The following is a 23,214-nucleotide window of genomic DNA, read 5'->3' on the forward strand; positions in this document are numbered from 1 at the left end:
GTGACGCAGCTGAAACCGCAGCCAGTGGTGATCGCCGAAGCGCCCCGCCGCGGCAGGAAAGGCTCGGTGCTGCTGAGCATCCTGCGCACCACCGACCACAAGCAGATCGGGCTGCTCTACCTCGGCACGTCGTTCGCGTTCTTCCTCGTCGGCGGCGCGATGGCGCTGCTGATGCGCGGCGAACTGGCCCAGCCGGGACTGCAATTCCTGTCCCAGGAGCAGTACAACCAGCTGTTCACCATGCACGGCACGATCATGCTGCTGCTGTACGCGACGCCGAACGTGTTCGGTTTCGCCAACTTCGTGCTGCCGCTGCAGATCGGCTCGCCGGACGTGGCGTTCCCGCGGCTGAACGCGTTTTCCTACTGGCTGTACCTTTTCGGCGGATTGATCGTGCTGAGCGCGTTCCTCACGCCCGCCGGGGCCCCGGATTTCGGCTGGACCGCCTACACGCCGCTGTCCGACGCCGTGCACAGCCCCGGCACCGGCGGCGATCTGTGGATCATGGGCCTGATCGTGTCCGGTCTCGGCACTATTCTCGGCGCGGTCAACATGACCACCACGATTCTGTGCCTGCGCGCGCCGGGAATGACGATGTTCCGGATGCCGCTGTTCACCTGGAACATCCTGTTCACCGGTGTTCTCGTGCTGATCGCGTTCCCGATTCTCACCGCCGCGCTGTTCGCGCTGGAGGCGGACCGGCGGCTCGGCGCGCACGTTTTCGACCCGGCCAACGGCGGTGCGATCCTCTGGCAGCATCTGTTCTGGTTCTTCGGTCATCCCGAGGTGTACATCGTCGCGCTGCCGTATTTCGGGATCGTCACCGAAATCATTCCGGTGTTCAGCCGGAAACCGCTGTACGGCTACCGGATGATGGTGTTCGCGACGGTCGGCATCACCGGGCTGTCCGTGGCGGTGTGGGCGCACCACATGTTCGCCACCGGCGCGGTGCTGCTGCCGTTCTTCTCGATCATGACGTTCCTCATCGCGGTGCCGACCGGGCTGAAGTTCTTCAACTGGATCGGCACGATGTGGAAGGGGACGCTGTCGTTCGAATCGCCGATGCTGTGGTCGGCGGGCTTCCTCGTCACGTTCCTGCTCGGCGGCCTGACCGGCGTGCTGCTGGCCGCGCCCGCGCTGGACTTCCACATCACCGACACGTATTTCGTGGTCGCGCACTTCCACTACGTGCTGTTCGGCACGATCGTGTTCGCCACGTTCGCCGGGATCTACTTCTGGTTCCCGAAGATGACTGGCCGGATGCTCGACGAATCGCTCGCGAAATGGCATTTCTGGACCACGTTCATCGGCTTCCACACGACGTTCCTGGTGCAGCACTGGCTCGGCTCGCAAGGGATGCCGAGGCGGTACGCCGACTACCTCCGCAGCGACGGGTTCACCTTGCTGAACACGATTTCCACGATCGGAGCTTTCATTCTCGGCGCTTCGGTGCTGCCGTTCATCTGGAACGTGGTGAAGAGCTACCGCTACGGCGAGCGGGTCACCGTGGACGACCCGTGGGGCTTCGGCAATTCCCTGGAATGGGCGACGTCCAGCCCGCCGCCGCGGCACAATTTCACCGAACTGCCGCGCATTCGCTCCGAGCGGCCCGCTTTCGAACTGCACTATCCGGAAGCGGTGGCGCGGTTGCGGGACGAGCAGCACGTCCATTGGGGCAGGCGGGCGAAGGAGAAAACGGACGCCTGATCAGGGCTGGAAACCCTTGACCATGGCGTGGAGCCCGGCGGCAAACCACTGGTCGTAGTACTCGGCGGTGCCGGCCGGCTCCGGCGGCGAGCCGACCTGGGCGAGTGCGTGGCCGAGGGTGTAGACGCCGATGGACTGCAACGCGATCAGCGCGGTTTCCTGAGCGATGCCGTCCGCGGCGAACCGGTCGAGCACGCCCGCGAGCAGCGGCGTCACCGCGTCGACGTCGACCGGATGAGTGGCCAGCAGGGGAACCGCGTTCGGATGGCTGAGCAACATCGCGCGATAAGCCTCGGCGAACCCGGTCGCCGCCTCCTTCCAGGACGCTTGGGGCTCCAGTCCGGCGAGCGCGGTGGTGACCAGGCGGTTGACGACCGCGGCGAGCACGGCGTCGCGGTGCGGAACGTGGCGGTACAACGACATCGCCGCGACGCCGAGGCGGGAGCCGAGCGCTCGCATGGTCAGGGCGTCGAGGCCCTCGTCGTCGATGAGGCCGATCGCCGCTGTGACGATCTCCTCGGCGCTGACCTGCGGCGGGCGGCCCGGCCGGCGGCGCGGCGTGTCGTTCATGCGGTCAGCGTGGCAGCCAGCGTCGTGCTGGACATGACCAGGGTGAGCAGTCCGACGACCAGGTGCTGGACGTCCGGGACGACGTCGTGCCCGGCGGTCGGCAGGATTTTCCAGGTGCGCGCGTAGTCGCGGGCGTAGACCTCGCGCTGGGCGGCCGAGCTGATCCCGAAGTACGGCAGCCACCAGCTGGCCACGTGCCCGGCGAGGATCAGCGCGCACAACGCCAGCGCCGTGATCGACGACCACGGCCGGTGCAGTGCCACCCCCGCGGCGATGAGCAGCGGAAACGGGTAGTTGATCGCGGCGGCGAGCAGGCGCGGGCGGAGATTGCCCGGCGTCAGGTCGTTGAGCGGGAACATCGGCGCCCATTCGGTCAGGACGAGCCAGGCCAGCCACACCAGGGGGACGGCGACGGCGATCGGGTTCACAGCGGACTCCTCGGGTCGTGGATGAGTACATTGTAAGCTTACAAGGTACGCAAATTAGCCCGCAAGGAAGCGCCGGTCGAGAGTGCTTGCGCGGTCAGCCCTGCTGGCGGCGGAATTCGTCCAGCACCCGGCGTTCCCGCTTCGTCGGGCGGCCCGCGCCGCGCTCGCGGCGGGCGACTGGGATCGCCGCTTCCGGCGGCGGCTTCGGGGTGCGGTCGATGAGGCAGGTGGCCGCGACGGCCGCGCCGACCCGTTTCTGGATCACCTGCACGACCTCGACCACGCGCGTCGTCGTCCCGATCCGGGCGCGGACCTCGTCGCCGGGAACCACCGACGTCGCGGGCTTCGCCGGGCGGTCGTTCACGCGCACGTGCCCGCCCCGGCAGGCGGCCGCCGCGTCGGCGCGCGTCTTGGTCAGCCGGACCGCCCAGAGCCAGCGGTCGATCCGCGTCGATTCCATGCGTCCATCATGGCGCGTCCCAATGCCAGCGCAGGCCGAGGATCCCCGGAGTGACCGCGGCCGACACGACGTGCGCGGGCAGGCCCTCGGTGATCGGCAGTTCGGCGACGGTCGTCTCCGGCCCGGCGGGGGAGTCGAGCCGGTAGGCGTGGCAGGCGCGCGGTTCGAAGCCGGGCGCGAAGTGCAGCTCCAGCAGGTGCTCGTGCACGGCGTTGCGGAACCGGCGCTCGTACGACCAGTCCGGGCGGTCGTCGGTGAACTCGAACTCGTATTCGGCGATCGCGGTTTCGCCGCGGTCCAGTCCGCGGCCGAGGACGAGTTCGGCCACCGTGAACCCTTCCTCGGCGAGGGTTTCCGTGCGCCCGGGCGAGCAGTAGCGGGTGCGCACCAGGCGCGGCGCGCAGCCGGGGCCGACGCCGTGCGCGGTGACCAGCCGGATGTGCGTGTCGTCCTCCGTGGCGCGGAGGACCTCCCGCACTTCCAGCCGGTGCAGCCGCCGGTCCGGGCCTACGTGCACGGCCTCGTGGAGGCTCACCACCACCAGCGAAGTCCGGTACGCCGTCTCGAACGAGTTCAGCACCCGCAGCACGGCGTTTCGCCGTCCCCACAACCGTTCCCAGCGCACGACGGGAACCGGCGGCGGTTCCGGCTCCCGCTCGATCAGCCCGGTCAGCGAACCCGGCGGCAGGTCGAGCACGCCCTCGAGAATCCGCACCGCGACGCGCGAGCGGGCGCGGGCGGGCACGGTGCGGCCGGTCCGCCAGTAGCTGAGCGTGGTGGTGCTGACCGCCGCCCCCGCCGCGGCGAGCCGGTCGCGCAGCCGGTCGAGGCCGAGCCCGCTGCGGTCGATGGCCAGCGTCAGGGCGCGGCTGAACGGCCCGTCCGCCAGCGCGTCGGCGAGCCGGTCCGGCTGGGTGCCGGGACCTGTCGAGAACACCTGCGTCCTCCTCGGGTCGTCCCCACCCATTCGCCTCCGGAACGAGCGGCGGCGCAACCGTCGAAGGTCGGGTCTTGGCCGGTCAGTGCGGCGCGTCGGCGAAGGGCTCGCGCAGTTCGACGACCCATTCGCGTTCGTCCCCGGAAGTGTGCAGGTAGACCTCGCTGGGGAAGCCGTCCGCGCGGAAGCCGTGTTCGTCGGTCCACCGGGCGAGTGCCTGGTAGCCGGCGAGAAACCCGCTCGCCGGGCCCCGGTGGACCAGTGTCGCGGCGCGGGCGGCGGGCAGTTCGGCCACGTCGAGGCCGTTCGGGGCGGCGACCGGGCCGGACACCGGGAGCGCGGCGTGCACGACGACCGGATCGTCTTCGCCGGCGGGCTTTTCGTAATAGCAGGTCAGCGGTCCGGCCGGGGCGGCGTCGGATCCTTCCAGCCGGCGGCCCAGTTCCGCGCACAGCGGGCGCAGGACCGGGGTGATCGCGTCAGGGGAGAAGCTTTCGGCGGTCGCGGTGAGCCGCACGACCCGGGTCGCGGGGATGTCCTTGACGAGAATGTCGGTGTCCGGCATGGCGTGCTCGCTTTCCAGCGTGCGGAGTCTCGCCTCGACCTCGGCCAGCCGGAGCCGGTCGGCGGCGACCCGTTCGGCCAGTTCGGCCCGGCGCAGCGTCAGCATGCCGCGGACCTGCTCGGCCGTGATCTGCTCGTCCAGCAGCTTGGCGACCTCGCTGAGCCCGAAGCCGAGATCCTTCAGCGCGACGATCCGGTTCAGCGCGGCCAGCTGCCCGGCGGTGTAGCTCCGGTAGCCGGTGCGCGGGTCGACCCTGGCGGGCCGGAGCAGGCCGAGCGCGTCGTAGTGCCGCAGCATGCGGACCGACACCCGGCCGTGGCGGGCGAATTCTCCGATGGTGAACATGACCTTCCCAGCACACGCTCTGACACGGTGTGAGAGTCAAGTGTCCCCGCCGGACCGGGAACGGGCCGGCCCCCTGCGCCGACCCGCTCCCGGCGGTCCCCTCGTCCCCCGACGAACGAGGGGACCGCGCCGGTCCGCCGCCCTCCACAGGACGGACCGGCGCCGGTCGCGGCTCCCGCGAACGGAACAGCGGAGGTCGGCTTTCGTGACGGCGGTCGCCCGCGAAGCCACCCGATCGGGTGAGGATCCGCAGGTCCGTAGGCTGGCCGGGTGAATCGCACGGACCGGCTGTACGCGCTCGTCGAGGAGCTTCGGGCGGTCGCGCCGCGCACCCGGACCGCGGCGTGGCTCGCGGCCCGGTTCGAGGTCAGCGTGCGCACGGTCGAACGCGACCTCGTCGCTTTGCGCGAGGCGGGCGTTCCGATCTGGACCGAAACCGGGCGGACGGGCGGCTACGGTCTCGACCGCGAGCGGACCCTGCCGCCGCTTGCTCTCACTCCGGAGGAAGCCATCGCGATCACCGTCGCGCTGCGTTCGGCCGCTGGTTCGCCCTTCGCGGGTGCGGCGGAGTCCGCGGCGCGCAAAGTGCTCGCGCGGTTGCCGTCCGACGTCCGCGACGCCGAACAGCATCTCGCCGCGCGGCTGCACCGGGTCGGCAAGCCCGAACCGACGACTGTCCACAGCGAACCGATCCTCACCGCGCTCGCCGCCCGGCGGGTTCTTCGGCTGTCCTATGTGGATGCCAAAGGGCAGGAGACGGAGCGCGACGTCGAGCCGTTGGGCCTGCTGTGGGGTCCGGCGGGCTGGTACGTGCTCGGCTGGTGCCGCCTGCGCGACGCGGTCCGCGGCTTTCTGCTGGACCGGATCCGCGCCCTCGCGCTCACCGGCGACCGCGTCGAGCGCCGGGAGATCGACCTCGACGCTGAACTCGCGCGGATCTCCGCCCGCCCGCTCGGGGAGTGACCTGCGCCACGTCGCGAGGAAACACCGACAGGACGGTGTCGCCGACGGCCGCGATCGTCGTCGCATGGCCAACGAACTGAACCCCGAAGAGATCCCCGCCCTCTGGTGCCGCATGTGGAACGAGGACGCCTCGCTCGCGCACCGGCTGCTCACCGCCGACGGCCGCCAATGGTCTGGCATCAAACCCGGGCTCGACCCGCTGGTCGGCCCGGCGGACGCCGAGGCGTTCATCGCGAAGTACCAGCGTGAGGTCGGAAACGTGTTCGTCCCGCGCACTTTCGTCCTCGACGGCGCCGAACGGCTCGCGTTCACCTGGGACGTCACCCGCCGCGACGGCGTGGTCATCACCGGGGCCGACATGTGCGTGCTTTCCGGCGGGAAGGTCGCGCGGAACTGGACGATTCCCTCGCCGGACGGTCGCTCGGAGCTGCCGGACGGGCCCGGCGAAGGCGATTTGGACCGCGAGGAATTGCAGATGCTGGCCAAAGACGCGCACCCGTGGCACGGCGAGCTGGTGCTGGACCCGGTGCGCCAGACCATCGCCGGGACCTGGTCGGACGGGAAGCGCGGCGGGCTGGCGGTGCTGGTCGCGGTCGACGGCCGGGTGGACCGGGAGTGGGTGGTGCCGGGGACGCGTCCGTTGCCGTGATCCCCGGGGACCCGCCGCGGGGCGTGCGATCATGGGGCCCGGCCAGCAGGAAGGACCCCATGATCGCACTGCCCGTCCACCGGTTCCGCGCCCGCGACGGGCTTGAACTGGCCTACCGCGAGCTGGGCGAGGGCACGCCGGTCGTGCTGCTGCACGGGTTCACCTCGTCCGGCGAAGCGTGGCTGCGCAGCGGACTGGCCGCGCAGCTCGCCGAACGAGGGTTCCGCGTGCTGCTGCCGGATTTCCGCGGGCACGGCGCGAGCCCGCAGCCGGACGATCCGGCGTGCTACCCGCCGGATGTGCTCGTCGACGACGGGCTCGCGTTCGCCGAACAGCTGGGGCTGACCGGATACGCCCTCGGCGGTTACTCGCTCGGCGCGCGAGTGGCGCTCCGCATGGTCGCGCGAGGCGCGCGGCCCACCCGGATACTCCTTGGCGGGCAAGGACTTGCCGCCATGCGGCGAGGCGGCGGGGGCGGTCCGCTGCACCGGGTGCTCACGGCGTTGACCGAAGGCCGGACGGTGGAACCGGCCGACGCCCGGACCGCGCACTGGATCGGCCGTCTCGGCGCTGACCCGCGGGCGCTGATGCTCGTGCTCCGCTCGGTCGTGCCGATGCGCGAACTCGCCGCGCTCAGCGTTCCGGCGCTGGTCGTGGTCGGCAGCGAGGACGAGGGGCACGCTGACGGCGAGCCGCTCGCCCGGCTGCTGACCGCGCGGTTCGCCTCGGTTCCCGGCGATCATTACGGTGCGTCGGCCTCGCCGGAGTTCACCGCCGCGGCGGTGCGGTTCTTCGCGAGCGAAAGTCCATAGCAGACAGTCGGTCAAGCACCGATGCGGCGTTCGAACCCCTCCGGCATGATCAGGTCGTCGCGGCTCAGGTCGCGCACGCTGCGGTGACCCAGCGCGAGCAGCGTCGAGTCGATCCCGTTGCGCAGCACGTCCAGCACGTTCTCGACTCCGGCCTGCCCGCCCGCGGCGAGGCCCCACAGGTACGCGCGCCCGATCAGGACCGCACGTGCCCCGAGCGCGAGCGCCTTGACGACATCGCTGCCGCGCCGGATCCCGCCGTCCAGCAACACTTCCACCTCGCTGCCGACCGCTTCCGCGACCGCGGGCAGCGCGCGGATCGTGGCGGGAGTGCCGTCGAGGTTGTTGCCGCCGTGATTGGACACCGAGATCGCGCTGACCCCGGCGTCGACCGCGCGGCGCGCCTCGTCGACCCGGTACACGCCTTTCAGCAGGAACGGTCCGTCCCACTGTTTCCGTAGCCAGCTCACGTCTTCCCAGGTCGGCGGAGCGGTCTGCATCCACTGGCCGTACGCGCCGAAGAACGACGGCACCGGCGTGCCGGGCTCGGCCATGTTCGGGACGCTGAGGTCGGGCAGTTTCTTCGTGCGGGCGTAGGCGAGCAGCCAGCGAGGACGCGTCAGGCCTTCGGGGGCGAACCGGATCAGTTCGCGCAGCGTCAGCTTGTCCGGGATGTGCGGGCTGCCCCAGTCGCGGCTGTGCGAGAACGACCAGTCGAGCGTGAGGATGATCCCGACCGCGCCAGCGGACCGGGCGCGGTCCAGCCGGCTCAGGATGTCGTCGCGGCTGCCCGTCCAATAAACCTGGAAGTAGGTGTTCGGATTGGCTGCCACCACTTCCTCGACGGGCTTGCTGGCGAACGACGACAGCCCCATCGACGTCCCGCGCGCGGCGGCCGCTCGGGCAACCGCGACCTCGCCGTCGGGGTGCACGGCCTGCACGCCAGTGGGCGAAATCAGCACGGGCAGCGCGACATCCCGGCCGAGCACGTTCGTGCTCAGATCGCGTTCTCCGGGCAGTCCGGCGGTGCGCGGGGCGAACCGCAGTTCGTCGTACGCGGCCAGATTGTCTTGCAGCGTCAGCCCTTTTTCCGAACCGGCGATCAGTGCCGAGTAGACGGACGCGGGCAGGCGTTTCTTCGCCCGCCGCTGTGCTTCGGCGACAGACTCGAACCAGGTGGTGCTCATCGTTTTCCCTTCGGGTCGACGCGCAGAGGGCGCCAGGCGACGCGCGGCCGCAGCGGGACCGCGGTCCGGTGGTTGAGGCAGCCCGCCCACACCCCGGCGCCGTACGCGAGGTCGTCGGCGACCGCGCCGGTGGTGTAGCGGAACAGGTCGAGATCGGGGCGTTGCCGCAGCCAGGCGGTCAGCGGCGGTCCGGCGAGCAGCGAAGCGACCGCGGCTCGCCGTCCCCAGCGTTTTCGCCCGCCGGGCAGCAGGAGCGCGGCGAGCAGGGGAGCGGCGAATTGTGTGCTGTAGCGGCCGAATCCGAGCCAAGTTTGACCGACGGCGGTGCCCATCGTGCGCACGACACCGTGAGTCGGCACGTCCTTTCGGCGCAGCGCGCGGGACATGCTCAGCACTGCGCCTGTGAACGCGGCAGCGGCCGGAAGCGGACGCCGAGCCAGGAGTGCGGCGACGGTGAGTGTCGGCCACGGGTGCAGGACGAGCGGGGCCATCGCGGCCGGGCGGCGGAGGGCTAGCGGCGCGGCGGAGGTGCCGTAACTGGCTCGGCGGCGGAGCAAGGCGCGCCAGGTCGTCGGTTCGTGGTGGTCGACGTGTGCGGAAGGGTCGTAGCGGATCCGGAAGCCAGCGTCGTGGAGCCGCCAGCCGAGGTCGACGTCTTCGCCGACGCGCATTGCCGGATCGAAAACCGAGCCGTCGCGGGCGACGGATTCCAGTGCGCTCCGGCGAACCAGGAGGGCGGCAGTGGGCACATAGGACAGTCGCGTGCCGGGGGCGACGCGCGCGGCGGCGGTGCCCAGGTCGAGGCTGCTGGCGGCGCGGGTGTAGCAGCCAGCCCAGGTATCTGGAGCGAGCGGACGCACACGCGGAGCCACGGCGGCGACGAGCGGGTCGGCGAAATGCCCGGCGAGCTGGTCGATCCAATCCGGCGACGGGACGCAATCGCTGTCCAGGAAGGCGATCAAGCTGGTGGAAACCTGCGCCAGGGCGGTGTTCCGGGCGGCGCCGGGGCCGCCGTTGACGTCGCGGCGGACGAGTTTCGCGCCGTACGCGGAGGCTGCTGCGGCGATGGCGGCTGGGTCGGCGGATCCGTCGTCGACGACCAGCGCGGGGTAGCGGCCGTCGAGTCCGGCGAGGCAGCGGCTCAGCAGCTCGGCGCGGTCGCGGACCGGGACGACGACGGTGGCGTCGGCGGTTTTGGCTGGTGGCAACGGATGCGCGAACCCGGCGTCGGTGAGCAGCCGGGCGAGCACGCCTTCTGCCGGGGTCTCGACTGGGTTTTCGGCCAGGCGGGTCCATGCCGTGCGCCCGGCTTTAGTCAGGCGCAGAACGCGAGCGGGGGAGCCGCCGAAGAGGAGACCGTCGGAGAGCTGTTTGACGCTCGGGTCTTTGGCGAGGCGGAATCCGGCGGGCAGCGGGGTAGTCACAGCGCCAGCCCTCCGTCCACCGGGAGCACCGCGCCGGTCATCGCGCTGCTTTCCGGTCCGGCGAGGAAAGCCAGGACGGCCGCGACCTCCGCGGGATCGAGCAGCCGTTGCAGAGGTTGTTGCGTGGCAAACGTTTGCGCCGTGGGGAGGTCGTAGAGCCGGGCGCTTTCGGCGAGGATCGGCGTGTCGGTGGAGCCCGGGCTGACCGCGTTGGCGGTGACGCCGGAGTCGCCCAATTCGGTGCCGAGCGCGCGAATCAACCCGGCGACCCCGGCTTTCGCCGCGCAGTACGCGGCGAGCGTCGGCAGTCCGCGCGTGGCGGCGGCGGACGCGACGGCGAGGAAACGGCCGGAGCGGGGTTTCGGGCGGCGCAGCATCGCGGGAATCGCTGCGTGGGCGAGGTTGAGGACGCCGCGAAGGTTGACGTCGAGGACGGCGTCTTCCTGTTCCTGAGGCATCTCCCACAGCGGCACTCCGCCTGCGATAACGCCTGCCGCCGCGATGGCTGCGTCGAGTCCGCCCCAGCGTTGTTCCGCTTCCGTGACCGCTGCGGTCAACTGAGCCCGGTCACGGACGTCTGCGCGGAATTCCTCAGCGGTGCCGCCGTTTTCCCGAATCGTGGAGACCACCGTGGACAGTTCTTCGCCGGTTCCCATCGGGTAGGGGAGAGCGGGATCGTCTTCGGCGAGGTCGACCGCGAGCACGGCCCAGCCTTGCTCGGCCAGCTTCATCGCGGTGGCTGCGCCGATGCCGCGCGCCGCACCGGTCACTAGGGCGACTCTCATGGTGCCACCGCGGAAGTCCAGTCACGCACGTGCGCGCGCAACTGCGCGGTGAGGTCGTCGAGGAGATCCCGGCCTTCGTCCGCCGTCGCTCCGGTGGGGTCGCCGAGAATTCCGGTGTCGGTCACCGCGCGTACGCCGCCCTTGCGCAGAGCCGGAAGCAACTCGCCCAGCGGACGGTTATCGCCCGGCACGGCTTTCTCCATCTGCACCGCGCCCGGCCGAAGAGCCAGCTGCAGAGCGGTTTCCGGCCGTCCGGCATGCGGATCTCCTTGCCAGCGCGGCTCGAACACCGAGACGTCCCGTGATTCGGTGCGCAGGGTCGCGCCCGCGCGTGCCACCGAAGCCGCGTTGCCGCCGTGTGCGGACACGAAAAGCAGCCGCCGGAACGTCTCGCAGGCCGACCTGCCCAGCTCCACGAGCAGGAGTTCGGTGGCTGCTTGCCCGATCGACAGCGTCCCGGCGAATCCGGCGTGTTCGCCGCTCGATCCATAGGGGACCGCGGGCGCGACCAGCACGTCCGGCCGTTCCGCGGCGAGCCGGTCGCACAAGGCTGTCGCGATGTCGGTGTCCGTGCTCAACGGCAGGTGCGGGCCGTGCTGCTCGGTGGCCCCGAGCGGCACGGCGAGGATCGCGCCGGACGCCGCGCGTTCGGCGACGTCCGGCGACGACAGGTCGGCCAGGCGCATCTCAGCGGCCCGGGGCGAAGCCGGCGAGCGGGTTCTCGTCGCAGGCCCGTTCCGGCGGGCGGCGCATGCCGATGCTCACCGGCACCGGTTCGCGCTTGCGTTTGCGGTGCGAGTGGTCCAGCGACGGTTTCGGGGCGCTGCCCGCGGCGACCCCGGCCAGCGCGCGTTCGCCGTGGCCGCGCACGCATTCCGGATCCGGGCCGTCGAGCGGCAGCCCGGTGAAGAACTTCGCCGCCATGCACCCGCCGCGGCAGGCGTCGAACGCCGAACACGACGTGCACGCCCCGCCGCTCTGCGGGCTGCGCAGTCGCGCGAACAGCTCGGATTCCCGCCACACGCCGGTGAATCCGCCTTCGCCGCGGATGTTCCCGGCGAGGAAAGTGTCGTGGATGGCGAACGGGCAGGCGTAGACGTCGCCGACCGGGTCGACCAGGCACACCACCCGGCCCGCCCCGCACAGGTTCAGCCCGGGCAGGCCGCCGTCGCCGTACCCGGCGAGGTGGAAGAACGAATCGCCGGTGAGCACGTTTTCGCCGTGCTTCACCAGCCAGTCGTACAGTTCCCGTTGCTGCCGCGCGGTGGGGTGCAGCTCGTCCCAGACGTCCGCGCCGCGGCCGGACGGGCGGAGCCGGGTGAGCCGCAGCTGGGCGCCGTAGCGGTCGGCAAGAGCTTTGAAGTCGTCGAGCTGCCCCGCATTCTGCCGGGTCACCACGACAGAAATCTTGAAGTTCCCGAACCCGGCGGCGTGCAGGTTCTCCATCGCTCGGATGGCGGTGCGGTAGGAACCGGGGCCGCGGACGTGGTCGTTGACCTCCTCGGTGGCTCCGTCGAGGGAGATCTGGACGTCGACGTAATCGCTGCCGGCGAGCCGTTTCGCGACGTCCTCGGTGATCTTGACGCCGTTGGTGGAGAATTTGACGCCGACGTGGTGCTCGGTCGCGTAGTCGACCAGCTCCCAGAAATCGGGCCGGACGGTCGGTTCGCCGCCGCCGATGTTCACGTAGAACACCTGCATCCGCTCGAACTCGTCGATCAGCGCCTTGCACTCGGCGGTGCTCAGCTCGCGCGGGTCGCGGCGGCCGGACGACGAAAGGCAGTGCACGCACGACAGGTTGCAGGCGTAGGTGAGTTCCCAGGTGAGGCAGATCGGCGCGTCGAGCCCGAACTGGAATTCGTCCACAAGCGACATCACACGCTCCTCGGATGGATCATGTCCGACGCCGCGAGGGCGGCGAGGGCGGCGCGGTAGCGGGGCAGTTCCGCCTGCGCGACCCCGGCCCGCACACAGGCGGCGCGGGCGGAGGGGTGGTCGGTCAGCGCCTGCACCGCGGCGAGCATGGTGCGGCTCTTGAGAAAGGACAGCCGACGGGTGCCGAAGTGGTACAGCAGCGCGCCGAACCGCTCCGGCCGGATGGAGACCCGGCTGTCCAGCTCCCAAGCGCCGTCCAGATCGAACGCCGCGGCGCCGCGATCAGTAGACACCGCACATTCCGTCGATCGAGACCTCCTCGACGAGCAATTCGTCGGCTACGACCTCTTCGGCGGCGGTCTCGGCAGCGGCTGTCGTCTCGCTCATCGTGACTCCCTTGTCTCGTCCGGCGATATTTGACACTCGGTGTCGAATGTGAGGGCGACAATACTGTCACTCAGTGCCAGAAGCAATGGCCCGCTCGCGCCGGACACCCGATCGGGGGTTCGGCACGGCCGGGAACCGACTGCCCCGCCGGTCCGACTCCTCAGGAGGCGGACCACGCGAAGGGAGCAGGATGGCCATCGGCATCGACGACGCGCCACGCACCGAACGAGAACCGGCGACCGGATGGGCCGCGCTGCGCCCGCTGGTGCTGCGGCTGCACTTCTACGCCGGAGTGTTCGTCGGGCCGTTCCTCCTGGTCGCTGCGCTGACCGGGATCGCGTACGTGTGGACGCCGCAGCTGGAACAGGCTGTCTACGCGCGGGAACTGCACGTCCCGGCCGCCGCTGGCGCGGTTCCGCTCGACCAGCAGGTTCGTGTCGCGCGCGGTCAGGCGCCGGACGGGAAGGTCATCGGCGTGCGCCCGGCACCGTCGGAAACCGACACCACGCAGGTGATTTTCGACCGTCCGGGCCTGGCACCGAGCTATCGGTACACAGTGTTCGTCAACCCGCACGACGGCGAGGTCCGGGGCGCGTTGGAGACCTACGGTTCCGGGCAGGCGATGCCGGTCCGCGGCTGGATCGACACCCTGCACCGCAACCTGCATCTCGGCGATTTCGGTCGGCTCTACAGCGAGCTGGCGGCGAGTTGGCTGTGGGTCATCACGCTCGCCGGAGTGGCTTTGTGGCTCGGCCGCCGCCGACGCCTGCGTGCCGTGCTGCTGCCGTCCGCGGGCAAGCCCGGACGGCGGCGGCTGCGTTCCTGGCACGGCTCGGCGGGCCTGTGGATCGCGGCGGGATTGCTGTTTCTCTCCGCCACCGGGTTGACGTGGTCGCTGCACGCGGGCGCGAACATCACCGATCTGCGGTCCTCTTTGGACTGGACTACGCCGTCAGTCTCTTCCGCGGCACGAACTCCGGGCGACGTCGGATGGCAGGCGGTCCGCGACGCGACGGCGCGGGCCGGGTTGTCCGGCCCGGTGGAGATCCGGCCGCCTTCCGGGGGCGGGTACGTGGTGCAGCAGATCGGGAGAAGCTGGCCGTCCAAACAGGACTCGATGGCGGTTGATCCCGGTACCGGGAAGATCACCGGGACGCTGAGGTTCGCCGACTATCCGCTCGCGGCGAAGCTGAGCCGGTGGGGGATCGACGCGCATATGGGATTGCTGTTCGGGGTGGCGAATCAGATTGTGCTGACGGTGCTGGGGGCGGTGCTGATCTGCGTTGTCGTTTGGGGGTACCGGATGTGGTGGCTCCGAGGCCGATCCGGAAGGTCGTCGACGGGTGGCGTGCACGGCTTGGCGCGCTTCGGCAGATTGCCGGCGCGCGGCGCGTGGCGGCGAATTCCCGGGCGAGTGCTGGCTCCGGTACTGGTCGGGGCGGCGGTGGTGGGGTGGTTCCTGCCGGTGTTCGGGGTGTCGTTGCTGGGATTCCTGGCAGTGGACTGCCTGCTGGGCTCGCGCCGGGAGGCCGTCCGATGATCGCCGAACCGGGTTTGCGATGGATTCTCACCGTGTTGTTCGCCGCGGCCGGGGCGTTCTGCCTGTACCGATGCGTGCGGCGGCCGGTCTTGAGCGGACGAGTCGCGGACGCGCTGCACGCGGCGATGTGCGCCGGGATGGTCACGATGGCCTGGCCGGCGACGATGACTTTCGCGCGGCTGCCCCAGGTCGTGCTGTTCGCGGCGGCAGCCGGATGGTTCGCGGTGAGCACGGCGCTGGGATTCGGGCACGGACGCCTGCCGGGAGCGCACCACGCGCTGATGATGGCCGGGATGGCGTGGATGGCGTTCGCGATGCCGTCGGCCATGGCGGGAATGACGATGTCCGCGACGGCGATGGGCGGCGAGCACGCCGGGATGGACATGGGCGGCGCCGGGATGACCATGACCGGGCACGCTCCGGCGCACGTGGTGGTCGTCGCGGCGGTGCTGGCGGTGGTTTTCCTGGTCGCGGGGATCGGATGGCTCGCCCGGGCGATCGATCACGCCCGGACGGTCGCCCGGCCTGGGCGGCGGGAGATCGGGCTGGCGATGGAAGGCGTGATGAGCTTGGGGATGGCGGTGATGGCGGTGGCGATGATCTGAGCTGGTCGGTGTCGGGGCGCTGGTGCCTGGGGCCGACGTGGGTTTGGCGCGGCTGAGAGTTCGGGTGGGCTGTCCTTGTTCGGCACGTCGTTTTCCGGGGCTGTCGCGGATTTGGCTGGCGTGCCTAGGGCAGATCGTGCGGGCCTGTTCTGGTGGTGGCGTTGCTAGAGGCGGGCTGGTCGCGCGTCACGGGTTTGCCTTGGGCTGCGCGGAGCCTGGTAGCCCAAGGCGGATCTTTGGCGGGGCAGGTCTGGCGCGGCGGGTTGTTTCAGGCTGCGCGGCCGTCTTCCGGATGTGCGATGGCGCGCGTTCCCGGCCGTGTGAGCTGTCTGGGCCGGGATTTCCGAGCGGGTGTCAGGCGGCGCGGTGCCGTCCGGTCGGGCGTTGGGAATCGCGGCCGCGCTTCGGGTGCGGGCGGACCAGGGCGAGCGCGCCGTGGGCCGTGACGGTGGTCTGGTCCGGGTCGCCGGCGGTGTCGGCGAGGTCCGGGCCGGGCTGGTGCCGGAGCCGGTGCTGCCGGTGGACCGCGTAGAGCAGCGCCAGTCCGACGACGAGGAAGACGTGCGACAGCACCCGGGCGACGGTCACCCGGTCGCCGATCAGGTCGCTGGTCGTGAGCACCGCGAGGACGAGCACGAATCCGGTGATCATCGGCAGCTGGCCGGCCGCGGCGCGGGTCCGCAGCGCGGCCCACAGCAGCCCGACGCCGACCGCGAGGTTCCAGGCCGCGCTTTCGTTGATGAGGTGGCCTTCCATGAACCCGCCGCCGTGGGCGTTGTCCATGCCGAGCAGCTGTGCGAACGCCAGCCCGCACTGGACCAGCCCGACCAGCCCCAGCGCGACCCGCAGCCCCCATTTTTCGCGGGGCGGGGGCGGGGTTTCGGCGAGGATCCGGTCGGTGAGGTCGGGCACCTCGGGCGCACTGCGGACCAGCAGGCTACGGCGCAGCGTCGCGCTCCGCTCGTACCAGCTCCGGCAGGACGCGCAGGTCTCGAGATGCTGGTCGACCTGCGGTTCGGGCAGCGGACCCGCTTCGCCGTCGAGCCGCGCGGACAGCGCTTCGCGGAAGATTTCACAGCTCACGTCTGTCATAGTCGCTCGCAGCGGCGTCCGGGTTCCCGGCGGGTTCGGCGATTTTTCCCGGGGCTGGTCACGGAACCGCCCCCGGCAGGCATGGACTACCGTGAGGTCCGTGTCCACCGGCCGCGACCACGACGACGAGCGGATCACCGCGCTGGCCCTCGCCGCCGGCCGCGGCGACCGCGCCGCTTTGGAAGCCTGGGTCCGCGCGACGCAGGCCGACGCGTGGCGGTTCCTGGCCCACCGCACCAGCCCGGCCGAAGCGGACGACCTCACCCAGGAAACGTACCTGCGCGCGTTCGGCTCGCTGCCGCGGTTCGCGGGCCGGTCGTCGTCGCGGACGTGGCTGCTGTCCATCGCCCGCCGGGTCGTCGTCGACCGCATCCGGGCGCGCTCGGTCCGCCCCCGCGAATCCACGACGGCCGACTGGCAGCGCGCGGCCGAAGAACAATCGGCCCGGACGCGCACGGCGGGCTTCGAGGACCTGATCGAACTCGGCCTGCTGCTCGACACCCTCGACGAGGACCGCCGCGAAGCCCTGGTGCTGACCCAGTTCCTCGGCCTGTCGTACGCGGAGGCGGCCGAGGTGTGCGGCTGCCCGGTCGGGACGGTGCGGTCGCGGGTGTCCCGCGCCCGTGACGATCTGCTGCGTGCTCAGGAGGAGAGCGACACCGCGATGTGATGCGGGGGTTGGGTGGTTGGTGGTCGTTCGGCGGCCAGGCGGATGCTTTGGCTGTTCGGGTGGGTTGCTGCTCGGGGCAGGCGGATCTCTTGGTGACTGGGCGGGGCGTTGCTCGCGTCGGATGACAAGCGGAGAGCCAGAAGCAGTCGGTCCGGCGCCCGCTAATGCCCGGGAACTAGAGTCGGAACCGCCGTTTCCGCAACTCGCTGGTGCCGAGAGCCGAGAGCCGAGAGCCGCCGACCCGGCAGCCCGCTGTCCCCGGCGCTCGATCACGACCGTGACCCAGATCGCGGGAACTAGCCGCCGCTTCCGCCCGACCACTCTGCTGTGCGCACTATTCCGGCCCCGCACCGGCGGGGTTTGCTTGCCGCCGCCGGTATTGCCGCGGTGGTTGTCGTGGTGGCGGTCGCGGCGGCGGGCGATGTCTACGCCGTGGTCGGCAATCCGGCTCCCGGTTCGCTGACGTCCGTGGGCACCTCCTTGCTCAGGTTGGTCGCCGACGCGGCCGGGGTGGTCTGCGTCGGGGCGCTTGTGTTCGCGGCGTTTCTGAGCCCGCCGGGCGAATCGGGGCGGCTCTCCCCGGACGGGTACGCGGCGACCCGCACCGCGGCGGGGGCTGCGGGCGTCTGGGCGCTCGCAGCCGCGGTGCTGGTGCCGTTCGACGCGGCTGACGCATCCGGGCGACCGGTTTCCGAGGCGTTGCATCTGGCGAATCTCACCGTCCTCGTTGACGCCATGGAGGAACCCAAGGCGTGGCTCTGCGTCCTGGCGGTGGCAACGGTGGTGGCGATCGGCGTCTGGCGCACGTTGACCTGGCGCACCACGGTGTTATGGCTAGGTCTCGCCGTCATCGGGTTGCTGCCGCGGGCGATCGCTGGGCACGTTTCCATCGGTGCGTGGCACGACCTGGCCACGAATGCCTTGGTGTGGCACGTGATCGCGGCAGCGGTGTGGACCGGGGCCCTGGTCGCGCTGCTGATCCACGTCCGCGGTTCGGGCTCGGCGCGAGAGGTGGCGCTCCGTCGGTATCGGCGGGTGGCGACGTGGTGTCTCGTCGTGCTCGTCGCGTCCGGGACAGTCGACGGTCTCGCACTTGCTCGTCCGGACGGATTACTTACCAGCTATGGCTTGCTCCTCGGGGTGAAGGTCGTGATCACGGCAGTGTTGGCGGTGCTGATCGCCGTCGCGCGCCGCCGGTGCGGCAGCGGGGCGGCAGCTCTCGTGGCGGAGGTTGTGGTGCTGGCCGGGGCGATGGGCGTCTCGGCCGGATTGGCGCATCTGGTGCCGCCGGCGTTCGTGAACGATCCGGCGACCGTCGGCGAGACTGTGCTCGGCTACGACCTGCCTGACCCTCCGACGTTCGCCCGGCTTTTTCTCGATTGGCGGCCGGACTTGCTGCTCCGTGTCGTGGCAATACTCGCCGTCGTGGCCTACGCGGCCGGGGTGCGCCGTCTGCGCAGCCGCGGCGACGAGTGGCCGCGCGGCCGGTTCTGGGCGTGGACGTGCGGCTGGGCGACGGTGCTGATCGCGACGTCGTCCGGCTTGGGCAAGTACTCGTCCGGAACCTTCAGCCTGCACATGGTCATCCACATGACGCTGGCGATGCTCGCCCCGGTGCTGCTCGTGCTCGGCGGACCGGTGACCCTCGCACTGCGCGCTTCGCCGGTGGCGGGCAAGGGACCGGACGGCCCGCGCGAGTGGCTGGTGGCGCTGCTGCACTCGCGGTTCACGCGCCTGGTCGCGCACCCGCTGGTGGCGTCGGTGGTGTTCGTCGGCTCGTACTACGCGCTGTACTTTTCGGGCCTGTTCGGCGAGGCGATGCGCTACCACTGGGCGCACCAGCTGATGAACCTCCATTTCCTCGTGTCCGGCTACGTTTTCTTCTGGCTGGTGATCGGCCTCGACCGCCCGCCGCGTTCGCTGCCGCACCTCGCGCGGCTCGGCATGATGTTCGCGGTGATGCCGTTCCACGCGTTCTTCGGAGTGATCCTGATGAACAAGCAGACGGTGATCGCCGAAACGTTCTACCGCTACCTGTCCCTGCCGTGGATGCCCGACCTCCTTTCCGATCAGCGCTTGGGCGGCGGCATCGCCTGGGCCACCGGGGAAATCCCGATGATTGTGGTCGTCGTGGCGCTGCTGGTGCAGTGGGGCCGCCACGACGACCGCGAAGCCGCCCGGCTGGACCGCCGCTTCGACCAAGGCGAGGACGACGATTTCGCCGCCTACAACGCGATGCTCGCCAACCTGGCGACCAGAAGGCAGTAGCCGTCGGGCGGCGAAGTTGCGGCGATCTCGTTGTGCCAAGCCGGGTTCCTTCGCTAAACCACGGCAGTCACCACCTTGTCCAAGGAACCTCCCTTGACGTCGTCGACGAGAACTTTCAATTGCGCCAAGCTCATCTGCACTCGCTGCCCGAAGTCGTCGGTCAGCACGACGCGGCGCTCCGGCGGGGCGGCCTCGTCGAGGAACAGCTCCGGGCAGCCGCAGTCGCAGTTGCCGCAGAATGTGGTCACGTGCTGGAGATTGCCTGACGCGGCAAGGGTTTCGGACATTGTCGCTCCTGTCTGGTCGGGTCGGGTCGGACACTGCCACCATCCGGATAGTCGTCAGAACGAGGCGAAAGGTTCCCAAGTCACCCGAAGGAGTGGCGGCGGAAAAACCGGCGTAGGATGGAAATCAGTCCGCCTTCCCGGAGCCGGCACTGCCACCGCCTCGTGCCCGTCCTGGAATCCGGAGAACCATGTCCACGCAGACCGCCGCCCCCGCGGCGACCCCGACCCGTCACCTCGATCTCGCCGTCGGCGGGATGACCTGTGCTGCTTGCGCGGCGCGCGTCGAGCGTTCCCTCGGCAAGCTCGGCGGCGTGCGCGCCACGGTGAATTACGCGACCGAACGCGCGAGCGTCCACTATCCGGCCGACCTCGACCCCGCCTCGCTGATCGCGACGATCGAGCGGGCGGGCTACACCGCGACCGTCCGCGGCGAAACGAGCCCGGAAAACCGCGACGCGCGGGTTCGCGATCTGCGCCGCCGGCTGATCGTGGCCGCGGTGCTGGCTGTTCCGCTCGGCAATCTGTCGATCACGCTCGCGCTCGTGCCGTCGCTGCGATTCCCGTTGTGGGAGCTGGTGTGCCTGCTGCTCGCGACCCCGGTGGTCTTCTGGTCGGCGGCGCCGTTCCACCGGGCCGCACTGCGCAATCTGCGGCATCGATCGTCCAGTATGGACACGCTGGTTTCCTTGGGTGTGCTGGCGTCCTACCTGTGGTCGGCGGCCTCGGTGCTGATCGGCTCGGGCAGCGAGGCGGGTTACTGGATCGGATTCGGCGCGACCGCACCGGGCGCGGATTCGGTGTACCTCGACGTCGCGGCCGGAGTGACGACGTTCCTGCTCGCCGGGCGGTACTTCGAGGCGCGGTCCCGGCGAGGCGCGGCGGACCTGCTCGGCGCGCTGGACGCGCTGGCGGCGAAGGACGTGCGGATTCTGCGCGCGGACGGCGAAGTGCTGGCCGGAATCGGCGAACTGGCGGTCGGCGACCGGTTCGCGGTGCGGCCGGGGGAGAAGATCGCCGCTGACGGAACGGTCGACAGCGGTCTGTCCACAGTGGACGTCAGCGCCATCACTGGGGAACCGGTCCCGGCAGAGGTCGGGCCGGGAAACCGGGTGATCGGCGGGAGTATCAACCTGAACGGCCGGCTGGTGGTGCGCGCGGAGGCGGTCGGGGCGCGGTCGCAGCTGGCGCAGATGAGTGCGCTGGCCGAGCGCGCGCAGGAGCGGAAGGCGGCGGTGCAGCGGCTGGCCGACCGGGTGTGCGCGGTGTTCGTCCCGGTGGTTTCGGCGCTGGCGGTGCTGACCCTCGCGGGCTGGCTGCTCACCGGGAACCCAGTCCGCGACGCGTTCGGCGCGGCGGTGTCCGTGCTGATCATCGCGTGCCCGTGCGCGTTGGGGCTCGCGACACCGACTGCCTTGATGGTCGGCGTCGGGCGGGGTGCGCAGCTCGGGATTCTCGTGAAGGGGCCGGACGCGCTCGAGGCGAGTCGTACGGTCGACACCGTCGTGCTGGACAAGACCGGCACGGTGACTCAGGGGCGGATGACTCTCGTTGAGACCCAGGCGTTCGGGTCGTTCTCGCCGCCGGAAGCGCTTCGTCTCGCAGCCGCGGTGGAAGCTTCGTCCGAACATCCGATCGCGGCAGCGATTGTCGCCGGTGGGCCGGAGGTTCTTCCGGCAGTCGCCGAGTTCGAGGCATTGCCTGGGCTGGGGGCGCGCGGCGTGGTCGAGGGAACAGCCGTCGTGGTCGGGCGGCCGAGACTGCTCGTCGACGAAGGGGTTTCGATCGGTCAGGGGGTCGAGGCCGCGGTGGCGTCGGCGGAGGCTGGCGGGTCGACCGTTGTGCTCGTGGCGGCGGCAGGAGAGGTCGCGGGCATGCTCGTAGTGCGGGACGAGGTGAAACCGTCGGCGTCGGCGGCGGTCGCGCAGTTGCATCGGCTGGGGCTGAAAACGGTTCTGCTGACCGGCGACAACGAGGTGACCGCCCAGGCGGTCGCCGCGGAGGTCGGGATCCCCGAGGTGCTCGCCGGGGTCTTGCCGAGCGAGAAGGCGGCGGCGGTGGCGGCGTTGCAGCGCAAGGGACACCGGGTGGCGATGGTCGGCGACGGAGTGAACGACGCTCCGGCTCTGGCGACCGCCGACCTCGGGCTGGCCGTCGCCGAGGGAACCGATCTGGCTCTGCGGTCGGCCGACATCATCCTGGTCCGCGACGACCTGTCGGTGCTGCCGGACGCGATCCGGCTCGCGCAGCGGACCTTGCGCACCATCCGGGGCAATCTCGTCTGGGCGTTCGGATACAACGTTGCCGCGCTGCCGCTCGCCGCGTGCGGGCTGTTGAACCCGCTGATCGCGGGGGCCGCGATGTCGCTGTCGTCGGTGCTGGTGGTGGCCAACAGCCTGCGGTTGCGGAACTTCCTGCCCAGCCGCTGAACGAGAGGTGGGCGGGATCACCCTGGTCGACCGTCACTCGATTAGGTTAGGTTTGCCTAATCAGTCGGCGACGGAGGGTGAGGTGCGCGGTGACGCGGGACGCGGAAGCCGGGATCGAAGGGCGGATCGCGCTGGTCACCGGCGGTGCGCGCGGAATCGGGGCGGCCGTCGTGGAGGCGCTCGCGCGGGCCGGTGCCGTGGTGGCCGCGGTGGACATCGACGAGGAGGGGCTGCGGGAGGTTGCCGCGCGGGACTACGGCGCGGGGCCGGGTCCGGTGCCTGCCGCGGGTGCTTCGGACGGTGGAGCGGTTGCCGTTGCCGCGCCGGGTTCTGTTGCAGCGGGCGCGTCGGAGAGTCGTGCTGGTGGGCGACTTTCGGAGAGCGCCCTGGCGAGGGCTTCCGTGGGTGGCGGTATCGCGCGAAATTCAGGCGATGTGCCAGCGGGCGGGGTGACGAGCGGCGGCGATTCCGCGCGCCTGTCGGCCGATTCGGCGGCAGGGGCGCGCCCGGGTCGTGGTGCGGCGCAGGCGGGTGCGGAGGCGGCGCGGGCTCGTGCGGAGTTCGGTGCCGAACTCCCGGTTGATGCCGCGCTGCCGGTCGGCGCGAACGCCGGGCGGGTGGTGCCGTTCGTCGCGGATGTCGGCGATCCGGGGGCGGTCGTGCGGGTCGTGGCGGACGTCGAGCGGGAGCTGGGGCCGATCGGGATCGGGGTGTCCGTCGCGGGGGTGTTGCGGCCGGGGTCGGTCGGCGAGACCAGCGACGAGGACTGGGCGGCGACGTTCGCGGTCAACTCGACCGGGGTTTTCACTGTGCTGCGCGAGATCTCCCGGCGGATGCAGCCGCGGGGGAGCGGCGCGCTCGTCACTGTGGGGTCGAACGCGGCCGGTGTCCCGCGCACCGGGATGGCCGCCTACGCGGCTTCGAAGGCGGCGGCGACCATGCTCACCCGCTGTCTCGGCCTGGAACTCGCCGGTTCGGGGATCCGGTGCAACATCGTCTCGCCGGGTTCGACCGACACCGACATGCAACGTCTACTGTGGACGGACGATTCCGGCGAAGCCCGGGTGATCGCGGGGAATCCGGAGCAATTCCGCGTCGGGATCCCGCTCGGCCGGATCGCCGATCCGGCGGACATCGCGGACGCGGTGCTGTTCCTCGCGTCCGACCGGGCGCGGCACATCACCATGCAGAACCTCTATGTCGACGGCGGCGCCACGCTTCGCGCGTGATCCGGG

At 70.8% G+C, this 23,214-nt stretch carries 24 protein-coding genes and 1 pseudogene; 11 read left to right on the plus strand and 14 right to left on the minus strand.

Annotated features, from left to right (window positions below):
- Positions 1-1,707: an aa3-type cytochrome oxidase subunit I gene (gene ctaD, locus ACWGIC_RS29460; RefSeq protein ID WP_452079176.1), complete on the plus strand. Its 1,707-nt coding sequence runs from the start codon at positions 1-3 to the stop codon at positions 1,705-1,707.
- Here ctaD and ACWGIC_RS29465 read toward each other — a convergent pair whose 3' ends face one another.
- From ACWGIC_RS29465 to ACWGIC_RS29485, 5 genes are all read right to left on the minus strand, one after another.
- Positions 1,708-2,277: a TetR/AcrR family transcriptional regulator gene (locus tag ACWGIC_RS29465; RefSeq protein ID WP_452079177.1), complete on the minus strand. Its 570-nt coding sequence runs from the start codon at positions 2,275-2,277 to the stop codon at positions 1,708-1,710.
- Complete coding sequence (locus ACWGIC_RS29470; protein WP_452079178.1) at positions 2,274-2,705, minus strand: hypothetical protein; 432 nt, start codon at positions 2,703-2,705, stop codon at positions 2,274-2,276. Before ACWGIC_RS29470 ends, ACWGIC_RS29465 begins: the two co-directional genes overlap by 4 nt.
- Before the next feature lie 94 nt (positions 2,706-2,799).
- Positions 2,800-3,165: an RNA-binding S4 domain-containing protein gene (locus tag ACWGIC_RS29475; RefSeq protein ID WP_009076800.1), complete on the minus strand. Its 366-nt coding sequence runs from the start codon at positions 3,163-3,165 to the stop codon at positions 2,800-2,802.
- 7 nt (positions 3,166-3,172) lie between these two features.
- Entirely contained in the window at positions 3,173-4,102 is a 930-nt protein-coding gene (locus tag ACWGIC_RS29480; RefSeq protein WP_452079179.1) for a hypothetical protein, read from the minus strand.
- An 82-nt stretch (positions 4,103-4,184) separates the two neighbouring features.
- Positions 4,185-5,012, minus strand: a complete 828-nt coding sequence (locus ACWGIC_RS29485) for a MerR family transcriptional regulator (RefSeq protein ID WP_452079180.1) — start codon at positions 5,010-5,012, stop codon at positions 4,185-4,187.
- A gap of 270 nt (positions 5,013-5,282) precedes the next feature.
- Here ACWGIC_RS29485 and ACWGIC_RS29490 point away from each other — a divergent pair, with 270 nt between their 5' ends.
- From ACWGIC_RS29490 to ACWGIC_RS29500, 3 genes are all read left to right on the plus strand, one after another.
- The gene (locus ACWGIC_RS29490; protein ID WP_452079181.1) at positions 5,283-5,975 is read left to right on the plus strand and encodes a helix-turn-helix transcriptional regulator; all 693 of its coding nucleotides are present in this window, start codon (positions 5,283-5,285) and stop codon (positions 5,973-5,975) included.
- A gap of 64 nt (positions 5,976-6,039) precedes the next feature.
- Positions 6,040-6,624, plus strand: a complete 585-nt coding sequence (locus ACWGIC_RS29495; RefSeq protein ID WP_452079182.1) for a nuclear transport factor 2 family protein — start codon at positions 6,040-6,042, stop codon at positions 6,622-6,624.
- A 59-nt stretch (positions 6,625-6,683) separates the two neighbouring features.
- A complete protein-coding gene (locus ACWGIC_RS29500) occupies positions 6,684-7,436 on the plus strand; it encodes an alpha/beta fold hydrolase (protein WP_452079183.1) in 753 nt (250 codons plus the stop codon).
- An 11-nt stretch (positions 7,437-7,447) separates the two neighbouring features.
- On the opposite strand, the gene mftD is transcribed toward ACWGIC_RS29500, so the two are convergent.
- Genes mftD through mftA form a run of 7 tightly spaced genes read right to left on the minus strand, consistent with a single transcriptional unit; the run spans position 7,448 to position 13,091 of the window.
- Positions 7,448-8,620, minus strand: a complete 1,173-nt coding sequence (mftD, locus tag ACWGIC_RS29505; RefSeq protein WP_452079184.1) for a pre-mycofactocin synthase MftD — start codon at positions 8,618-8,620, stop codon at positions 7,448-7,450.
- A complete protein-coding gene (gene mftF, locus ACWGIC_RS29510; RefSeq protein WP_452079185.1) occupies positions 8,617-10,044 on the minus strand; it encodes a mycofactocin biosynthesis glycosyltransferase MftF in 1,428 nt (475 codons plus the stop codon). Before mftF ends, mftD begins: the two co-directional genes overlap by 4 nt.
- The gene (locus ACWGIC_RS29515) at positions 10,041-10,829 is read right to left on the minus strand and encodes a mycofactocin-coupled SDR family oxidoreductase (protein WP_452079186.1); all 789 of its coding nucleotides are present in this window, start codon (positions 10,827-10,829) and stop codon (positions 10,041-10,043) included. The genes mftF and ACWGIC_RS29515 overlap by 4 nt, the downstream gene beginning before the upstream one ends.
- On the minus strand, positions 10,826-11,515 hold the full coding sequence (mftE, locus tag ACWGIC_RS29520; protein ID WP_452079187.1) for a mycofactocin biosynthesis peptidyl-dipeptidase MftE: 690 nt from the start codon (positions 11,513-11,515) through the stop codon (positions 10,826-10,828). The genes ACWGIC_RS29515 and mftE overlap by 4 nt, the downstream gene beginning before the upstream one ends.
- Position 11,516: 1 nt before the next feature.
- Entirely contained in the window at positions 11,517-12,704 is a 1,188-nt protein-coding gene (gene mftC, locus ACWGIC_RS29525; protein ID WP_452079188.1) for a mycofactocin radical SAM maturase, read from the minus strand.
- Entirely contained in the window at positions 12,704-12,997 is a 294-nt protein-coding gene (gene mftB / locus ACWGIC_RS29530) for a mycofactocin biosynthesis chaperone MftB (protein ID WP_452079189.1), read from the minus strand. The genes mftC and mftB overlap by 1 nt, the downstream gene beginning before the upstream one ends.
- A complete protein-coding gene (mftA, locus tag ACWGIC_RS29535) occupies positions 12,987-13,091 on the minus strand; it encodes a mycofactocin precursor MftA (protein WP_452079190.1) in 105 nt (34 codons plus the stop codon). The genes mftB and mftA overlap by 11 nt, the downstream gene beginning before the upstream one ends.
- A gap of 190 nt (positions 13,092-13,281) precedes the next feature.
- On the opposite strand from mftA, the gene ACWGIC_RS29540 reads away from it, so the two are divergent.
- Positions 13,282-14,631 carry a PepSY-associated TM helix domain-containing protein gene (locus ACWGIC_RS29540; protein ID WP_452079191.1) on the plus strand — a complete coding sequence of 450 codons (1,350 nt, stop codon included), beginning with the start codon at positions 13,282-13,284 and terminating at the stop codon, positions 14,629-14,631.
- Positions 14,628-15,236 carry a DUF5134 domain-containing protein gene (locus ACWGIC_RS29545; RefSeq protein ID WP_452079192.1) on the plus strand — a complete coding sequence of 203 codons (609 nt, stop codon included), beginning with the start codon at positions 14,628-14,630 and terminating at the stop codon, positions 15,234-15,236. The genes ACWGIC_RS29540 and ACWGIC_RS29545 overlap by 4 nt, the downstream gene beginning before the upstream one ends.
- Positions 15,237-15,590: 354 nt before the next feature.
- Here the strand turns inward: ACWGIC_RS29545 and ACWGIC_RS29550 are convergent, their stop codons facing one another.
- Positions 15,591-16,328 (minus strand): zf-HC2 domain-containing protein, encoded by a 738-nt coding sequence (locus tag ACWGIC_RS29550; RefSeq protein WP_452079193.1) that lies wholly within the window; start codon positions 16,326-16,328, stop codon positions 15,591-15,593.
- A gap of 100 nt (positions 16,329-16,428) precedes the next feature.
- Here ACWGIC_RS29550 and ACWGIC_RS29555 point away from each other — a divergent pair, with 100 nt between their 5' ends.
- Positions 16,429-16,998 carry a sigma-70 family RNA polymerase sigma factor gene (locus ACWGIC_RS29555; protein ID WP_452079194.1) on the plus strand — a complete coding sequence of 190 codons (570 nt, stop codon included), beginning with the start codon at positions 16,429-16,431 and terminating at the stop codon, positions 16,996-16,998.
- Positions 16,999-17,325: 327 nt separating this feature from the next.
- Positions 17,326-19,266, plus strand: coding sequence for a cytochrome c oxidase assembly protein (locus ACWGIC_RS29560; protein WP_452079195.1), 1,941 nt, complete (start codon positions 17,326-17,328; stop codon positions 19,264-19,266).
- 53 nt (positions 19,267-19,319) lie between these two features.
- Here the strand turns inward: ACWGIC_RS29560 and ACWGIC_RS29565 are convergent, their stop codons facing one another.
- Positions 19,320-19,553, minus strand: coding sequence for a hypothetical protein (locus ACWGIC_RS29565; RefSeq protein ID WP_452079196.1), 234 nt, complete (start codon positions 19,551-19,553; stop codon positions 19,320-19,322).
- A 188-nt stretch (positions 19,554-19,741) separates the two neighbouring features.
- On the opposite strand from ACWGIC_RS29565, the gene ACWGIC_RS29570 reads away from it, so the two are divergent.
- The 3 genes and pseudogenes from ACWGIC_RS29570 to ACWGIC_RS29580 all read left to right on the plus strand — a co-directional run bounded on the left by ACWGIC_RS29570 (position 19,742) and on the right by ACWGIC_RS29580 (position 23,208).
- Positions 19,742-21,979: a heavy metal translocating P-type ATPase gene (locus tag ACWGIC_RS29570; protein WP_452079197.1), complete on the plus strand. Its 2,238-nt coding sequence runs from the start codon at positions 19,742-19,744 to the stop codon at positions 21,977-21,979.
- A gap of 89 nt (positions 21,980-22,068) precedes the next feature.
- Positions 22,069-22,215: pseudogene (locus tag ACWGIC_RS29575) on the plus strand (SDR family NAD(P)-dependent oxidoreductase); the annotation flags it as partial.
- Between the two features lie 240 nt (positions 22,216-22,455).
- The gene (locus ACWGIC_RS29580) at positions 22,456-23,208 is read left to right on the plus strand and encodes a 2,3-dihydro-2,3-dihydroxybenzoate dehydrogenase (protein ID WP_452079207.1); all 753 of its coding nucleotides are present in this window, start codon (positions 22,456-22,458) and stop codon (positions 23,206-23,208) included.
- Positions 23,209-23,214 lie beyond the last annotated feature (6 nt).

This window comes from Amycolatopsis sp. NPDC054798, assembly GCF_053611505.1.

Bases quoted from the DNA above. Each gene is read 5' to 3' on its own strand.
- ACWGIC_RS29475 (WP_009076800.1), bottom strand. From the start codon at position 3,165: ATGGAATCGACGCGGATCGACCGCTGGCTCTGGGCGGTCCGGCTGACC.
- ACWGIC_RS29485 (WP_452079180.1), bottom strand. From the start codon at position 5,012: ATGTTCACCATCGGAGAATTCGCCCGCCACGGCCGGGTGTCGGTCCGC.
- ACWGIC_RS29540 (WP_452079191.1), top strand. From the start codon at position 13,282: ATGGCCATCGGCATCGACGACGCGCCACGCACCGAACGAGAACCGGCG.
- mftC (WP_452079188.1), bottom strand. From the start codon at position 12,704: ATGTCGCTTGTGGACGAATTCCAGTTCGGGCTCGACGCGCCGATCTGC.
- ACWGIC_RS29545 (WP_452079192.1), top strand. From the start codon at position 14,628: ATGATCGCCGAACCGGGTTTGCGATGGATTCTCACCGTGTTGTTCGCC.
- ACWGIC_RS29565 (WP_452079196.1), bottom strand. From the start codon at position 19,553: ATGTCCGAAACCCTTGCCGCGTCAGGCAATCTCCAGCACGTGACCACA.
- ACWGIC_RS29570 (WP_452079197.1), top strand. From the start codon at position 19,742: ATGTCCACGCAGACCGCCGCCCCCGCGGCGACCCCGACCCGTCACCTC.
- ACWGIC_RS29495 (WP_452079182.1), top strand. From the start codon at position 6,040: ATGGCCAACGAACTGAACCCCGAAGAGATCCCCGCCCTCTGGTGCCGC.
- ACWGIC_RS29550 (WP_452079193.1), bottom strand. From the start codon at position 16,328: ATGACAGACGTGAGCTGTGAAATCTTCCGCGAAGCGCTGTCCGCGCGG.
- ACWGIC_RS29465 (WP_452079177.1), bottom strand. From the start codon at position 2,277: ATGAACGACACGCCGCGCCGCCGGCCGGGCCGCCCGCCGCAGGTCAGC.
- ACWGIC_RS29515 (WP_452079186.1), bottom strand. From the start codon at position 10,829: ATGAGAGTCGCCCTAGTGACCGGTGCGGCGCGCGGCATCGGCGCAGCC.
- mftD (WP_452079184.1), bottom strand. From the start codon at position 8,620: ATGAGCACCACCTGGTTCGAGTCTGTCGCCGAAGCACAGCGGCGGGCG.
- mftA (WP_452079190.1), bottom strand. From the start codon at position 13,091: ATGAGCGAGACGACAGCCGCTGCCGAGACCGCCGCCGAAGAGGTCGTA.
- mftE (WP_452079187.1), bottom strand. From the start codon at position 11,515: ATGCGCCTGGCCGACCTGTCGTCGCCGGACGTCGCCGAACGCGCGGCG.
- ACWGIC_RS29500 (WP_452079183.1), top strand. From the start codon at position 6,684: ATGATCGCACTGCCCGTCCACCGGTTCCGCGCCCGCGACGGGCTTGAA.